Origin of the sequence: Prevotella phocaeensis (genome assembly GCF_900065875.1) — a bacterium.
GTDB lineage: Bacteria > Bacteroidota > Bacteroidia > Bacteroidales > Bacteroidaceae > Prevotella > Prevotella phocaeensis.
In genome coordinates, this window is sequence record NZ_LT160626.1 from 609,221 (window position 1) to 625,388 (window position 16,168).

Sequence of the window (16,168 nt, forward strand, 5' to 3'; positions counted from 1 at the left end):
ATGTAGGATATATTTCTGTAAAGTCATTTCAATAGGTATTGCAGTATTTTTTGCATGAGCACGTCTCTATCGGTGCTGCCCGTTACGGCTTCGAATGGAAAACCGAGGACAACGGTACGCCAGCGGTCGCTTTCGTTACCGCCGAACACGATGCCTGCACTGAGATTATTCTCCGTATAACGGAACGCGGTATATGCACAAGCGTCGGCAGGATCTATGGCATCGGGCGATTCAACCACGTATGAATCTTCGTTGGGCTTGTTATAATAGGTGAGATGCAGACGATCTTCCGTTAGCGGAGATGCCACGTAACGGATGTTTCCTTCGAGTGCGGCCCTGTTATCGCGCCACTTATACTTCAATATGCGCTGTGCAAAATCCTGATCTTCTTTATTCGCAGGGGCTACAGAGTTTTGCCACAGGTCGGTTCCCACATAAGAACCCGACACGAATACGCGTCCTCCGGCTTGGCAATAGCGTGTGAGTATCTGTTGCATGTCGGTATCGAAAGTCTTGAACCTTAGCGGTGTAACGCCGCCGCGCCCCATTTTCGATTGCTTTTGTTTGCCCAGAATAAGGTCTAAGGCACAGTAATCGTCGGTGTTGAGAATATTTTTTGCGGTCAGTGCATCCCTGCTTACGGAGGCGAAGCTGTAGCCTGCTTTCAGGATGGCCGCACCATGCAAGGCAGGATAATCGAATGTATTGCCGGCGATAACCATCTTTTCACAGTTGCCATAGCTATCTCCGAAGCCGCTCGAATCGTCGTCTGTCCACGGTATAACGCGCCGGAACTCCTTCATCTTGCCCACATAAGTGATCATATTGCGGTATGGAACGCCGTTATCTTGGTCGGCCAAGAAGCCTGCCTGCTCGTCATCGGCCGAACGGAAGTCGTCAGGAGCGCTGATACGATTAAAGCCATTGACCACCAGAACGGGCTTTGTTTGGGCGGCAGACGATATGCCTACTGAGAGTATTTCCGACGGGAAACTCTCTCCCCCCTTGTTGATGGCCGTAATCTTAAAGCTGACTATTTGGTCTGCAGGTATCTTGCAAGTGTAACTGTTTTTCTTTACAACCACGCCATTGTCGAAATCCGTGTCGCCTACACGTGTATATACGATGTATTTTTCGGCCTTGGCAGTGGGCTCGAGCGAGTCGGTTACGGCTTGCCAAGAGAGCGTTACCTCGTTCTTTTCCTTCAGTATGGCTGCGAAATGGCTTACGGGCAACGGCTGCACCACGTAGTCGTAGCCGTACTCATCGCTTAGGAAACGGAGAATACCTTTATAGACAGCGCGGCTTACAGTGAAGTGGAAACGCGGATCGAGCCCATACCTCATGTCGGCAAAGTTATTGTGCGATAGCAGTTCGAGCAGCATGGCAGGCACACGGGGCGTCCATGCTTCGAAGTAACGGCTGTTCCACATGCCGCGTCGAGTCCACTTGGGTTCGTAAAGGGTGCGTATGTCGTTCGTGATGCTCGTCAGTACAAGGTCGCATAGGTCGCGGTTGGCGTCGCGCGATGTGCCGTCGGCATATTTGCCGTTATAGGCATCTGTCTGGTATATACCCAGTGTCCCGATGATAGAGTCGCCGTAAACACAGCCGGCATCGCTATGGAACGCGAGCGACAGGTCGACGGGGATGCCCAGTCCCTTGGCATCGGGAACGGCCTTGGTTCCGCCGGCGAGGTAGTTCACCCATATACCCCGACATTTATAGTCATCGGTGTAATCGTTCTTACCATGGCTCGGCGAGTATATACTGTCGGGTATTCCGGCCCACTGAAGCCAATAGCGTGCCGCCTCTTCGAAGCGCGGATAACCGCTTACTTCGTAAGGATAATCGATCTTAGGCTGACAGGCATTGCGCGGCAGACGGTCGTTTTTTCGTGTAGATTTCATATTGGTAGCGATGCTGTCGCCATCGGTTCGGCGGGCAATATTGCCCATGCCGCCGCCGAACCTTACGGCATCGGCGGTAACGATCTGCCCCGCTTTCTTCGAAAGATTGGTAAGTTCCACCCGCCCTTTCATGCCTTTATCGAACATAAAGGTGCCGAGATACACCCATGTACCGCCACCCATGGTCTGGTTAACGGTAAAGGTAGTTTTGCCGCCCTTATGGTATACGGTGTAAGAAGCGCCGTCTGTGCTGTTTATTTGGGTATTGTAAGCCACATAGACGGCATACTTGTGTGTCTTAGGTATATCGGGTATCCAAGCTATGGTGCCGGCCTCGCTCGGCTTGGTTACGGTTTCGGCTTCGCGATAGGTACCGTCTGTGAAGGGATTTTCGAAATCTTTGTATTGTTCTTTCGTATAGGCAAAGCCTTTGTCTCGACCGGTTTGCCACGGCCGGCTGCCGTTCTGCTCGCGGTAGGTCGACGTTGCGGCAAGGGCGCCGTCGTTGTCTACAATGACTTCGTAGGGGTTCGCGTCTCGTTCGCGGGGTGTCATAACGATGGCTCCCGCATTTTCGAGCATCGGAATAAGATAAGGAACGACGTAGGTCTGGGTATATTTATCCTCGACAGTCTGGAACAATCGGGCTCGTTGCCATTCCCAACGTGCCAGTCCTTGCTCGTAATACCAGCCATGACTCTGCCACATAGCGATGTGTCTTCCATATAATCCCCGCGTTGGTTTATACGGACGATCGAGATTTCGGGTAAGCGGAATACCGGCAGGATAGGTAAACGCCGGTCGTTTTTCTCGTTTCGACAGTGTTATACGGGGGATGAGCGTGCGCAGTTCGTGCCCATCGGTAACGATTTTTACGGCTTTATCGGCAAACCGTTGTGCCAAAATCTGCCCCACGGCATGGGTGATACTTTGGTAATTGCTGTCGCGTATGGGAATGTCTTGCAGGTTATCGTTTACGTAGAGCGTAAGCGTGTCGCCGTCGACAGCGGTAGAGTCTATTTTTATAACGCCGGCACGTATGCCTTTGGCATGGTCGTTCAGAATTTTCTCTATGCTTTTTTTCTCGTCTTGGTTAAGGCTTTGCGCCTTTGAAAACGCGGGGAAAAGCAGCCCGGCTATCATGAGATGTAAAAATAGAGCTCTCATCTTTTTCTTATTTACGCAGTGCAGAATGGTCGTAAATTATTTTTAATGTGGATAAAAGCTACCGGAGTTTTACTAAAACTCCGGTAGCGTGATTAATATGGGAATGAATGGAAACAGTGTGACATTTACTCCCAGTTGGGGTTCTGTCCGGTTTCCGGGCTCAATGTAAGCTGATTTGTCGGTACCGGATATAAATAATATTTATTCCTATAGGTACGTGTAGCCGTTGTTCCGATGATGTATTTGTCTGCATCCAATGCTACCTCACAGTTGGTTACATTACTCAGATTGGCACCACGATTGATGTTTGGGTAGGTATTGCTGTCGAGTTTGTCGAGCTGATGCCAACGTATGATGTCCCAATAACGATACCAATTGTCTGTCATCAGTTCGCAACGGCGGCAACGACGTATCTCCCAAAGCAGATTGCTTACGCCCATATTGTTGGCCGGATCGGCAGCCGGAGACGTTGTGAGGTTAGGTAATCCGGCACGACTCATTAGCAAATTGACGGTTTTATCTAAGTCGTCGTTGGTGATGGTGCCTAACTCAGCCTTGGCTTCAGCCTCGTTTAACAAGATTACAGCATACCAGTACAGCGGAGCATCGGTATAACCGGTGTTCGTATTCGTGCGGTAATAGGTTTCTAGAGTAAGGTTGTCGTATTTGCGGATGGTATATCCGGTAGACGAAGTCATCAAGGCTGATCCCGACGCTCCTCCGTCATTGTTGAGACGGGCCCATCCATGACCTTTGAAACATACGATGGAATCGACGAGTACGGAGAGTCTTTTGTCGCGTACAGACAGCATTTTACTAATGGAATAGTCGCCTTTCGCATTGAGTACAGCTTTGTCGTCGGTGCTGAGAGTGGTCGTTGCTTTGGGCTTTCCGTCTGTAAAGAGGAAGGCATCGATGGCATCCCGTGAGATACCTCTTTGCTCGGTAGAACTGCAAGTGTAGTCTATCGTGCCGTGCATCACCAAATCCTTTTCGTAATTACGGTAGAAGATGATTTCATTACAGCTGCCGAGCGCCAGCGAATTGTATATCTCTCCATAGTTGGAGGTGAGCCCGAATTTTCCAGAAGACATGATGGCTTCCGATGCAGACACGCACTCCTGCAGATATTTCTTGGCACGGGTTTCATCGGGAGCCTTGCCGTTATCGGCCAATGTGCGGTACCTGCAATAAGTGCCTTCGTACAGACAAATATCGCTCTTCATGGCCTGTGCCATCTCTTTACTCCATGCTGTTTTGTCGCTTACCGAGTTTAGATTTGCGATAGCATAGTCCAAATCGTTGAGTACAGAGTCCATCACCACGTCGCGGTCGGTACGTTTTCCGTATATTTTCGTATCCTCCGGATCGGTAATTACTTCGTCCAACCATTGCACATCTCCGTACTCACGAACCAATTGGTAGTACTCCCATGCTCTGTTAAGTCTGCCCACAGCCATGTAATATGCCTTGTTAGAAAGCGTAGATGCAGCTAACCCTTGTATCATATAGTTGATGCGACGTACTTCTTGGAACTTGCCGGTCCAGTCGCTCGTCGTAGCCGGCACGGTTACATAGTCCCAATTGTCGAATGTAGGGCTTACTTGATCGTCTGACAGACTCATGAAATAAAACCATCCGGCGCCTCCGTTCTGACTGAAACCTATATAATTCGTGTAAAATCTATTGCTGTAACTTTCCACGTTGTTCGAATTGTTCCAGAACACAGGAGTATTGCTTAGTTGGTCACGGGGCGACTTGTCAAGCATGTCATCGCAACCGGTTAATAGAAATACAGCGATTGCGAAAGTATATAATATTGATTTTTTCATAGTGTTGTTCTTTTATGTTTGATAACTTAGAAAGTAACTTGCAGACCTACAGACCAGCTGCGTGTGATGGGATATGTACGTCCCCACGTGCCGTAGGAAAGAGAACCTTGGCCGGTATTTACCTCGGGATCGACGGGTAAATCGCCGCTGCCTTTATGGAGCAAACATAAGTTGTCCACGCTTCCATAGATACGTAGTTTCTGAATATAGACTTTCTTGGTGAGCCATGTCGGCATCGTGTAGCCTAATGTAATGTTCTTGAGGCGCAGATAAGACATATCTACCAAGTATTTTGTTTGCGGATAATAGTTGTGGCATCCGCCTATAGCTGCAAGACCGGATACGTTGCCGGCGCCTTCATTGCCCGGGTACAAACATGGGAAAGCATTGCTTTCGCTGATGTTTACTACATTATTGTCGGGATCATATACGTTATAACTGGTTTGGTGAGAGTATATAGCTAAATCGGCTGAACGCATCTCGGGGAATGCAAAGGAAGAACGTGTCCACATATCACGCTTTCCTACACCTTGGAAGAATAGGTCGAGATCGAATCCTTTATATGTGCCGCCGACATGGAAGCTGTATTCGTAACGCGGAAGTGTGTTTCCTATCACTTTCAGGTCGCCATGATCATCGGCAGTTCCCTTACCGCCGTCGATCACGCCGTCACCATTCAGGTCTTTAAACTTAATATCACCGGGGCCATAGACGAAGTTATCGGTTTGGATGCCTGTTTGGTCGGCCACCCCTGCCTTATATTTCCATGAGCCGTCAGCATTCTTTCCATCGAAGTCGTTTTCCGTGAAATAACGCTCCGTTTCGAAGCCCCAAATGTCTCCCCAGTTCTCTCCTGCATATGCATAAGTCTTAGCATTAGCATCGGTAACAATACCTCCTGTATGGCCAATAACCTTGGATGTGTTGTTCCACTTGGTAACCTTTACTTTAGAATCTCCTATGCTGAAGTTTGCATAAAGGCCGAGGTCTTTGTTGATTTGTTTACGCCAGTTGAGCGATATTTCCCAACCACGTGAACGGAGTTCGCCGGCATTAGAATAAGGAGCGTTGGCGCCTACGCTGGGCGGGAGTGCCGTACCGGGAGCAAGCATATCCTTAGTAGTACGCTGATACCAGTCAGCCGTAAGAGTAAGTTCGTCGTTGAGGAAACCGAGATCGAGGCCGATATCGAACGAATGTATACGTTCCCATGTGAGTGTAGGAGATACCCAATCGGGCATGCCGAATTGATTTACTTTTGTACCCGAACCATTCAGCCAATAAAGTTTGTCTGTTGCAATCGGACTGATGGTAGAAACAAACATCCAGTCTCCTACGGCTTCATTGCCTATTTCACCGTAAGAGAGGCGCAATTTACCGTTCGATACGTATTGATGAAGGTCTTTCCAATAAGGTTCTTCGGTAAAACGATAACCGGCAGATATTGATGGGAAGAACGCCCAACGGTCGCCCTCAGGGAAACGTGAGGAACCATCGTATCGTCCGTTCAGTTCCAATAGGTAAATTCCTTTATAATCATAATTGATACGCCCGAAATAACCAGCCGATGCACGGTCGCCTGTTTCCGAGTCTATCGCTGCCTTTGTCATATCTCCATAGGCAAGATTAAGTTCGGGATAGTTCTCGTCATACAACTGTGTCCGCATGGCTGAAAAGTTATCCGACTTATAGTTTTCACCGTTAATACCTACCATCACGTTCAGGTTATGGGCATCCTTCCACGTGTGGGCATAGTTTATATAAGCGTTGGCAGTCCAACGGTTGTTCTTAGTATTCCATCGTGTAACGGAAGTCTCTGATTTCTGAACAATGTAGGTAGGAGCAGTTCCCGTCCAATTCATGCCATATACACTGTGGTCGCTCGACTTATAATTGTAGTTGTCGATATCGAATGTGTAGTCTACATTCAGTGTAAGGTCTTTTGTGATATTGGCTTTAGCGTAAGCACTCATGCTAAGTCTGTCGTGTACAGTAATCTTTCGTGCGGCTTGTTTTTGTATGGCAATCACTCGATAATCATATTCTGTGCCGTCTGCAGTTCTCATTATTCCCGATGGAATGAAGAACGAACCCCATCGCCACAGATATTGATAGATGTTATTCCATGAATCCGGGCGACTCATGTGACGGCTTGTAAAGTTGAAGCGGGCACCAACAGTCAGCCAATCGGTAACGTCTGTCTTGATATTGAGCAAAGCATTGTATCTGTTACGTTGCCCGGGATTGAACTTCATAACGTCTTCCTTGCTATCGTATCCGAACGAAGCATAGAATGTAGTATTCCCGCTTGCGCCCGACAGAGATATATTATGGCTCTGCGAAGGTGCCGCATTGTTGTACCATATCTTACGGATATCATAGTCTGCATAGTAGAAAGGTTGCCCGTTAATAAAGGCATAATCACCCACATCGCTGTCGCTCTGATAAGGACGCATCACGCTGTAACCTTTCTTACCTCCATTCTGTTCTTGCCATTTCTTAGCATAAGGTAACAGCTGATCGAAATACATACCGAAGAGCTCCACGGAACCTGATCCGGCTCGAGCCTTAGCCGATATGGCTGCCTGAAGCTGTGTAGGAACATCAGGGTAATCGGGTAAGTAAGTTGAACAATCCCAAGCGAAGCGAGCGTCATACTTTATAGAGATGCGATCGCTCTTCTTTGCCTGCTTTGTTGTAACGAGGATTACGCCGAAAGCAGCGCGGCTACCGTAAATAGCAGACGAAGCTGCATCTTTTAATACGGATATCGTAGCGATATCGTTGCCATTGATCATGGAGAGATTATCTACAGGTACGCCGTCTACAACAATCAAAGGTGATGAATCCTGACTATTCGAAAGCGTGCCCAACCCACGGATACTGATCGATGGAGTGCCGTCTATATCGCCGCTGGTATTCAGGATGGTGAGTCCGGGAACGGCGCCTTGCAACGCTTTGGTTACATCCTGTTCCGGACGACTTGCGAGTATTTTGTCCAAATCTACATTGGCTACGGCTCCTGTAAGATTCACTTTCTTTTGCTGTCCGTACCCTACAACCACCACTTCATCCAAAAGTGCATTGTCGTTTTGGAGTACAATCTGCAGATTTTCTTTAGCTTTAACGGTTACAGTTTTATAACCAAGGAATGTAATTTTGAGCTTTGCATCGCTTGCAGCCTTTAAAGAGAATTTACCATCGATGTTGGTAGCACTGCCACGGTTAGAACCTACCTCCATAACACTTACACCGACAAGAGGTTCGCCCTGCTCATCAACGACGGTACCCGTTACGTTTATGGTAGATTTACCTTCATTTACGATTTGTGGACTTGGGGATGCATGCATATATGCAAGGCTCCCGGTTACACCACTTGAGAGAAATAGTGCCCCTATTAGGACAAGTCGTTTTTTCATAAGCGATTTTTTAAAGTTATACATTATTTAATATGGTGTCCGTATTTGTGTTTTTGTTTTCCCGTGTGGCAACCGTCTTGTGTTGTTTTTGCTTACGGTTATTTATTTTCATTAGGCCATAGAAACATAGACACTTCGCTGCAAAGATTGCTAATTTATTTTGAATTACCAAGGAATTTTAAAAGTTTTTTAAAGGAAGACTATGAAATTATTTCTGTTTCCATATCCCAGTTCCACCGGTCGAAGTACAGGTTACCGCCGTCCCATTCTACTTCTCCGCGTTGAAAGTCTACCGTTTCGCTGCGCGGGAAGTACTTTTCGGGCCATAAGGGCATGCCGAAATCAGAATTGACTATCATGCGCCACGAGTCTATTCCGCCGAGGAAAAACCAACGTTCCTGCTCGTTGGTGGCGTAAGACGGCATGCCGAACGACATGTCTACGGGCACCCATCCTATGCCTTCGAAGTAAATTTCGCCCCAATCGTGCAAGTTTTCGCTGCCCGGATGCATCATGAAACCGCTTTCGAAGTGTGCCGGAATACCGCTAATACGGCAGAGTGTGAGAAATAGCAGCGTTACCTGTCCGCAGTCGCCGTGGTGATTTTCCACCACATATTCGGGAATGTTCTCGATCGTAGAATACTCTCGTGCTGATGCCCACGGGAAGTTAGCGTCGATCCATGCAAAGATTTTCTTCGCTTTCAGCAACGGATTCCTCTCACCACGGGTAAGACTGTCGGCGATATGTCGCAGTCGCGGTGTGAACAGAATGTGCCGGTCGCGCTCTGAGGTATATCTCTTATATAATAAGGTGTGCGTATCATACGGTTTTATCTGCTCGGGTTGTAAGTCATACCAGCATCCTTTAGAGGTATATTCGAACGTTTCTCGAAACACCGTGGGCTTACCTTTTTCGGCTTTTTTCTCCATATACAGGGTGGAGTGGGCACAGCTCTCGGGAGAACGTTTGTAACTCTTTTCAGATGTACTCAGCAGTTTTACGTCGGTTTGCCGTGCCATATCCGTGCGCGGGAAAGGCAACCAACAGCGAATGATATGCCCTGCAGGCACGACATCCGCCTCTACTGTCAGCGTATAAGTCACGTGGTGTCGTTTCGTTTCGGCCATCCGTAGGCTGTCTTTCGGTGCATTTCTGATGATCAGCGGCACGTTTTCTTTGTCTACTTCTTCTGAACCTTCCATCTTTATGCCGTCTTTCGCCGCTTTGATACGGGCACATTCGCGGTCTATGCGGAACAGATTGGGCGCCGCGTTGTGGAAATAACGCTTTTTACCGTCGATAACCATCGTTTCCAGAGCCTTTGTCTGTTCCCATCTGTTCATCTGTTCATCTGTTACATCCGGTATGTATTTCCGGATATAGGCTTTCACTTCATCGCGGCTTTTGTTGAAGTCTATCAGCAGCCGGTGGTGCAGATCGGTGGGTTGCAACTGCGCTTCGGCAGCCATGAAACAGCTCAAGAATGCGAGCGCAAGGACGATATGTAGGCGATAGTGTGTCATCATAAAGTCGGCGAGTTATACTTTCGATGATATTTTCACTATGCCGATGCCCGGACGATCGGGCAGTGTAATCTTTCCTTTCACCACTTCCATGCCTCTGAAACGGTCGTTTGCGATGAGCAGGTTACCGTCCAAGTCGGCGAAGTCTACGGCCGGAGACAGCTGAGCCGCAGCACTTACGGCGCACGAAGTTTCCGTCATGCAGCCCACCATGACCTTCATACCGATGGCACGTGCATAGTTCAGCATCTTCCAAGCCTCGCGCATGCCCGTACATTTCATAAGTTTGATGTTGATACCCGAATAGGCTCCCTCCACGTCCTTGATATCTTTCAGGCGTTGTATGGCCTCATCGGCGAAGATAGGCAGCGGACTTTGCTGCGTTAACCATGCAGTGTCGTCCTTTTGTTCCTTAGGCATGGGCTGTTCCACCATCACGATACCGCGCTCTTTCAGCCAGTATATCATGTCGAGAGCCATCTGCCGGTCTTTCCATCCTTGGTTTACGTCTACGGCAATCGGTAGTTCTGTCACCTCTCGAATGGTTTCTATCAGCTCTTTATCGTTGTCGCGTCCCAGCTTCACCTTTAATATATTGAACCTGTCGGCACATTCGCGCGTTTTCTGACGTACCACCTCGGGCGTGTCGATACCTATGGTAAAGGTGGTAGAAGGCGCTTTAGCCTTGTTAAGTCCCCATATTTTGTACCACGGAGCGCCGAGCAGCTTGCCTACAAGGTCGTGCAAAGCGATGTCGATGGCCGCTTTGGCCGCCGTATCCCCCACGGATAAGCCGTCTACATAGCTCAATATGTCTTCTAACCGGAACGGATCGTTGAATTGGCCAAGGTCTACTTTCTTTAAAAACGCCGTAACACTCGCCACCGACTGCCCGAGATATTGCGGCATGGAGGCTTCTCCGTAGCCCGTAACGCCGTCGTATGTAATCTCTAACTGTACATCGGGAGTGGTCGAACGCGAGTAAGAAGCCACGGTAAACACATGGCGCAACTTCAATTCATAGGGAAAGAAGTTCATTTGTAGCTTGCCTCCGCGACCGGTTTTCCGGTTGATATTGACCATTGGCAGCACCATCTTTCCGATGGCATCGGCCTTGTTAATCGAAACGGCCGCGCCAAGCGTTGCCAATGTAGCCTTTTTCAGAAACTCTCGTCTGGTACTCATGGTTGTTTTTCTTATTTAAGATATGCGTTGGTTTTGTGCCGACCGGCAGTCATTTGTAATACGCATTGCGGTCGGTGGTGCTCATTCCGTCCACCTTATTTATATATGGCAGCACCCGCTGAGCCCACAACAGCCGGTTCAAGTCGTACTCATCGTACTCCTTATCCTGTGGGTTGAAGCTGCTGATATGCACGAAACCGAGCGAATGGATGAACTTCTTGTTGCCGAGATAGATACCCACATGACTTACATGGGGCTTGCCTGTTTCCTCATCACGCGAGCCGAAGAGCACCAAGTCGCCGGCCATAAGGTTGCCGAAGTCGGGAGCTATCTCCAAATGTTCGCCTTTGTAAGCCTGCTGCGAGGCATCTCTGGGGATAACGATGTCGTGCATCAGCAGCGTTGTGCGCACGAAACCGCTGCAATCCACCCCCTTTGTACTCGTGCCGCCCCACATATACGGCAGCCCTATAAGGCGCTTGGCAGAGGCTATGATGCTTGCTGCATTGCGTTTGACAGTTCTGCGCCACGCCCTTATCTCCTGTCCGTTGCGCACATGCAGATAGCCTTTGCGCCCGTCGGGATAGGCCACATGGAAGAATGTTCCCTGCTTTCCGAGCAGTTTCAGACGGTCTCCGGCCACTACGTCGCTTACGGTTTGTGCCCTTGCATCGGGCTTCTCGTGCACGAAAGCATAAAGAGCGGTCACCACAACCTGCCTACCTGTGTTCCATGTAGCGAGCTCTGCGCGGGTTACCTGCCGTACCGTCTGCGCCAATACCCACGACTCATAATCGTCGGGCGTGGTAACTTGCAGCCATGCACCGCTCTTTCGGTTCACGCGCAGGGGCATGCCGAGCAATGCCTGCGATGCCTGTCCCGCATCGTAATCGGCAGCCTGTCGCAAATTGCACACCGATACATTCACGATAGCCCAATCGTCTGTTGCCGAGGAGTCGGCCGTCTGTGCCGTCGAGGCGCATGCTTCGCCGATGACAAGCAGTAAAGCGATGCAAGAAAAAATGGCTCTTTTGAGGCAATATATTTTGTGTAAAATAATCATATTGTGTTCTTTTTCGAATGTTAGATAAGTTGTATAGTTTTAGGTCTTTCATGGCCTATGCCTCGTAGAAAGGCGGTGCCAAATTACAAATAAATTCGCATACGGCAAAGAAAAAGTACGAAAAGATGCGGTAGGGCTTATGGATTAAGGGTTAAAGACGAGTGTTTAACGGTGCTTTTATCGGGGAATAGCTTGTGTAAGTGCTTTCAAAAATAGGAGCACTTTAAACTCCTTGCACAAACATGCTTATTGTGAGCCCCTCATAGATAGTATTTTTATTGATGGTAAACCATATATTTATTCGCCTTAAGTGTATGGTCTGTACGGAAAACATCGTCTGTATATTTTGTTTAATTATATTCTGAAAGCTGAAAATACACGGTTGCTCCATCCTCTATTCCGTTTATCTATTTCCGCCAGATATCTGGCCTATCAGCGTTAAATGTTGAAAATAATCGCCTTAGGTTTATTGTATGTTTATGTAGTTTTAGTATATTTGCACTACTATGTCGGTTGTAAAGAACCGGCAAACCAACGCAATGAATATATTTAATGGTCCATATTGTATGGATATAAAATAACCATTCCAATACTGTTTGCACATGAAAATGAATATACTCATAATTGCTTGTCTGCTTACAGTCCTGTCTTCGGCGGCACAACGCAGGGAACTTACGATTACAGCGGCAGGCTCTTTGCCCGATATGATCCCCCTGTCGGAGAAATATACCATTACCGAACTAAAGCTGAAAGGCCAGCTCAACGGTACCGACTTTAGGTTCTTGCGCGAAATGGCGGGAGCAGATGTACAATCGGAACCTACGAATGGCAAACTTAAGAGTCTCGATTTAACCGATTGCAGGATAGTAAGAGGGGGAGAACCTTATTTGGGTATGAACCTTATAACGCGAACCGACACTGTTACACGTACTCTCTTTCAACATTGTACGGCACTTGAAGTGCTCAAACTTCCGTCGACTGTGAAGGTTATAGAAACATTCGGCTTGGCAGAGGTAGCACGTTTTTCGATGGATGGAAGTAGGATAAACACCCCGATTAGCGGGATTAATATCGTGAAAATGAGCGACGGAAGCGTGAAGGAAGTATTTGTTGAATGAGCAAATATCATTCTTAAAAACATTCGAAATAACCTGATACCATGTATAGACAACTTCTGTTAGCCGGTTTCTTTATTTGTTCGTTTGCTGCATTTGCGCAGAATAAGCCCGATTGGGAAACCTATTACGAGCAGTTGACCGGCCTCGAAGATGCGGAAGACGCATCGTGGGAGGATGTTTATGATATACTTTCCGACCTTGCGGAGCATAAGATAAACCTGAATACCGCCACACGCGAAGACCTCGGACGGTTGATATTCCTGACCGATGAGCAGGTGGAAGAGCTGTCGGAGTATCTGTATAAGTACGGTCCGATGCGCAGCTTGGGCGAACTTTCGATGGTTGAAAGTTTGGATGAGCCGCGGCGTAAGTTGCTTGCATGCTTCGTTTATTTGGGCGAAGAGCGCCGACAAGACTTCCCGTCTTTGGCAAATATCTTGAAATATGGGGGCAACGAGCTGGCCGCTTCAGTACGTTTACCGCTCTATGAACGGCGGGGCGACCGCAACGGATATCTCGGTTATCGCTACAAACACTCGTTTCGTTATTCTTACAGCTATGGTCAAAGCATGAAATTCGGTGTGGTTGGCGCTCAAGATGCGGGCGAACAATTCTTTTCGGGGCGCAATTCGTGGGGCTACGATTACTATTCTTTCTATCTTATGTTGCGTGATTGGGGGCGCATTAGGGCATTTGTAGCAGGGCGATACAGACTGAAATTCGGCATGGGACTTATCATGAACACCGATTACGGCTTCGGTAAAGCAGCCATACTTGCCACTTTGGGGCGTACAAGCAATAGCGTTCGAGCGCACAGTTCGCGTTCCGAAGGCAACTATCTGCAGGGTGTAGCAGCAACGGTCGGCATCTTTCGCGGTCTCGACCTCACTGCCTTTGTGTCGTATCGCGATATAGATGCAACGCTGACCAAGGATAGTTCGGGCATTGCAACGATTGTGAAGACGGGCTACCACCGTACGGTGAGCGAAATGAACCGTAAACATAACGCCACGGAAACGCTTTTCGGCGCCAACATGCGTTACTTCCGGAACGGTTTCCATGTAGGTGTAACGGCGCTGAATGTCGGTTTCAACAAGCCGTTATGCCCCGATACCCGACGTATTTATCAGCGTTATCGCCCCTCGGGCAGCCGCTTTTGGAACATAGGTGCCGATTACGGCTACGCAAGTGGTAAGCTCTCGTTCAACGGAGAGATAGCAACAGGCGACTGCCATGCCCTTGCTACGGTGAACAGTCTTAGTTTCCGGCTCACGTCTTCGCTCTCTCTGATGGCGCTGCAGCGGTTTTATTCCTATCGTTATTATTCGCTTTTCAGCAGGAGTTTCAGCGATGGAGGCAGCGTACAGGGCGAGAGCGGCGCATACATAGGTGCCGACTGGCAGGTCTGCAGGCACCTGCGACTGTCGGCATATACCGACTATGCCTATTTTCCGTGGGCACGCTATCGGGTTTCCAAGGCCTCTTGGTCGTGGGATCACCTGCTGTCTGCCGTCTATCAACGGCGAAATATCACCGTTACAGCGCGCTATCGTTTGCGCAACAGGCAGCAAGATAACGATACACATACACTGCTTATCGGTAAGACAGAGCATCGTACACGGCTTTCTGTTGCCTTTGAAGACGGTGCGCACTGGCAGTGCAAGACGCAGATAGACGGCGTATGTTGCCGTTGCGTGCACAACAGTACGGGGTTGATGGTTACACAGAACATCGGTTACCGGTGCCATTGGCTGACGTTGAACGGCAGTTTCGGCTACTTCAACACCGATGATTACGACAGCAGGGTGTACAGTTATGAGTGGAGCCCGCGTTATAATTTCGCGTTTCCCGTATTCTTCGGCGAGGGCATTCGCTATATGCTCATGGCTCATGCCGCCCTTTCAGCAAAGCTGCACCTATACTGTAAGGTCGGTACAACCGATTATTTCGACCGTAATCATATCTCCTCGTCCTATCAACAAATAGATAGAAGCTCGCAAACCGATGTGGATATGCAGGTTATATGGAGGTTCTGAAATCGACATCTTTTTTATATAATTGCAGTATGAACGTGCAATATTTTGTCTATTTCTGCACTTTTACAGTGCAATTCGGTATAGTTAGAATTATTTTCGTACCTTTGCACGATAGACATATATAGCTCAAAATGATATTGTTAAGTTTTGATACGGAGGAATTTGACGTGCCCCGTGAGCACGGAGTAGACATTTCGTTGGAAGAAGGCATGAGGGTTTCCGTGGATGGAACCCGTAAAATTCTCGATTGTTTGAAGGCTAATGGCGTGAAAGCTACCTTCTTTTGCACCGGAAACTTTGCCGAACAGGCGCCCGAAATGATACGTAGAATTGTGGAAGAGGGGCACGAGACGGCCTGTCATGGGGTGGACCATTGGCGTCCGAAGGCCGATGACGTGTTCGTATCCAAGGAGATTATCGAGCGTGTGAGCGGTGTTCAAGCGTTCGGTTACCGCCAACCACGCATGTTTCCCGTATCAGACGAGGCCATCGAAAAGGCAGGATACCGCTACAATTCATCGCTTAATCCGGCGTTTATCCCGGGACGTTACATGCATCTGACGGCCCCCCGTACTTATTTCATGAGGCATTCGGTGATGCAAATTCCCGCATCCGTAACACCTTGGATGCGCTTCCCGCTGTTTTGGCTGGCCCTTCATAACCTGCCGGAAAGGCTTTATCATGCCCTTGTTCGCCGCGTGTTGCGCCACGACGGGTACTTCGTAACCTATTTCCACCCGTGGGAATTTTACGATCTGAAGGCCCATCGTGAGTACAAGATGCCGTTCATTATCCGTAAAAACAGCGGAGATGCGATGGTCGGAAGGCTCGATCGGTTGGTTAAGATGCTGAAAGCACGCGGTGAAGAGTTCGTTACTTTCAAAGATTTTGTTAACCGCAAACAGTCTTAGC

9 protein-coding genes are annotated in these 16,168 nt (G+C 48.5%); 3 read left to right on the forward strand and 6 right to left on the reverse strand.

The features are described 5' to 3' along the window. Nucleotides 1-23: 23 nt before the first annotated feature. From BN3912_RS10620 to BN3912_RS10645, 6 genes are all read right to left on the reverse strand, one after another. Complete coding sequence (locus BN3912_RS10620; protein ID WP_023984025.1) at nucleotides 24-3,077, reverse strand: golvesin C-terminal-like domain-containing protein; 3,054 nt, start codon at nucleotides 3,075-3,077, stop codon at nucleotides 24-26. Between the two features lie 125 nt (nucleotides 3,078-3,202). Then, on the reverse strand, nucleotides 3,203-4,909 hold the full coding sequence (locus tag BN3912_RS10625) for a RagB/SusD family nutrient uptake outer membrane protein (protein WP_004369040.1): 1,707 nt from the start codon (nucleotides 4,907-4,909) through the stop codon (nucleotides 3,203-3,205). A gap of 26 nt (nucleotides 4,910-4,935) precedes the next feature. Next, a complete protein-coding gene (locus tag BN3912_RS10630) occupies nucleotides 4,936-8,328 on the reverse strand; it encodes a SusC/RagA family TonB-linked outer membrane protein (RefSeq protein WP_023984024.1) in 3,393 nt (1,130 codons plus the stop codon). A 200-nt stretch (nucleotides 8,329-8,528) separates the two neighbouring features. Beyond that, the gene (locus BN3912_RS10635; RefSeq protein WP_230204700.1) at nucleotides 8,529-9,800 is read right to left on the reverse strand and encodes a transglutaminase-like domain-containing protein; all 1,272 of its coding nucleotides are present in this window, start codon (nucleotides 9,798-9,800) and stop codon (nucleotides 8,529-8,531) included. Between the two features lie 69 nt (nucleotides 9,801-9,869). Then, the gene (locus tag BN3912_RS10640) at nucleotides 9,870-11,039 is read right to left on the reverse strand and encodes a dipeptide epimerase (protein WP_023984022.1); all 1,170 of its coding nucleotides are present in this window, start codon (nucleotides 11,037-11,039) and stop codon (nucleotides 9,870-9,872) included. A gap of 49 nt (nucleotides 11,040-11,088) precedes the next feature. Next, nucleotides 11,089-12,102: a C40 family peptidase gene (locus tag BN3912_RS10645; protein ID WP_023984021.1), complete on the reverse strand. Its 1,014-nt coding sequence runs from the start codon at nucleotides 12,100-12,102 to the stop codon at nucleotides 11,089-11,091. A gap of 608 nt (nucleotides 12,103-12,710) precedes the next feature. Here BN3912_RS10645 and BN3912_RS10650 point away from each other — a divergent pair. The 3 genes from BN3912_RS10650 to BN3912_RS10660 all read left to right on the forward strand — a co-directional run bounded on the left by BN3912_RS10650 (nucleotide 12,711) and on the right by BN3912_RS10660 (nucleotide 16,167). Next, on the forward strand, nucleotides 12,711-13,220 hold the full coding sequence (locus BN3912_RS10650; protein ID WP_230204693.1) for a hypothetical protein: 510 nt from the start codon (nucleotides 12,711-12,713) through the stop codon (nucleotides 13,218-13,220). A 41-nt stretch (nucleotides 13,221-13,261) separates the two neighbouring features. Beyond that, complete coding sequence (locus BN3912_RS10655; RefSeq protein WP_023984018.1) at nucleotides 13,262-15,256, forward strand: helix-hairpin-helix domain-containing protein; 1,995 nt, start codon at nucleotides 13,262-13,264, stop codon at nucleotides 15,254-15,256. 131 nt (nucleotides 15,257-15,387) lie between these two features. Beyond that, nucleotides 15,388-16,167, forward strand: coding sequence for a polysaccharide deacetylase family protein (locus tag BN3912_RS10660; protein ID WP_004369032.1), 780 nt, complete (start codon nucleotides 15,388-15,390; stop codon nucleotides 16,165-16,167). Nucleotide 16,168 lies beyond the last annotated feature (1 nt).

Excerpts from the sequence above, each read along its gene's own strand:
- BN3912_RS10645 (WP_023984021.1), bottom strand. The coding sequence starts at position 12,102 with ATGATTATTTTACACAAAATATATTGCCTCAAAAGAGCCATTTTTTCT.
- BN3912_RS10630 (WP_023984024.1), bottom strand. The coding sequence starts at position 8,328 with ATGAAAAAACGACTTGTCCTAATAGGGGCACTATTTCTCTCAAGTGGT.
- BN3912_RS10660 (WP_004369032.1), top strand. The coding sequence starts at position 15,388 with ATGATATTGTTAAGTTTTGATACGGAGGAATTTGACGTGCCCCGTGAG.
- BN3912_RS10655 (WP_023984018.1), top strand. The coding sequence starts at position 13,262 with ATGTATAGACAACTTCTGTTAGCCGGTTTCTTTATTTGTTCGTTTGCT.
- BN3912_RS10625 (WP_004369040.1), bottom strand. The coding sequence starts at position 4,909 with ATGAAAAAATCAATATTATATACTTTCGCAATCGCTGTATTTCTATTA.
- BN3912_RS10650 (WP_230204693.1), top strand. The coding sequence starts at position 12,711 with ATGAATATACTCATAATTGCTTGTCTGCTTACAGTCCTGTCTTCGGCG.
- BN3912_RS10640 (WP_023984022.1), bottom strand. The coding sequence starts at position 11,039 with ATGAGTACCAGACGAGAGTTTCTGAAAAAGGCTACATTGGCAACGCTT.
- BN3912_RS10620 (WP_023984025.1), bottom strand. The coding sequence starts at position 3,077 with ATGAGAGCTCTATTTTTACATCTCATGATAGCCGGGCTGCTTTTCCCC.
- BN3912_RS10635 (WP_230204700.1), bottom strand. The coding sequence starts at position 9,800 with ATGGCTGCCGAAGCGCAGTTGCAACCCACCGATCTGCACCACCGGCTG.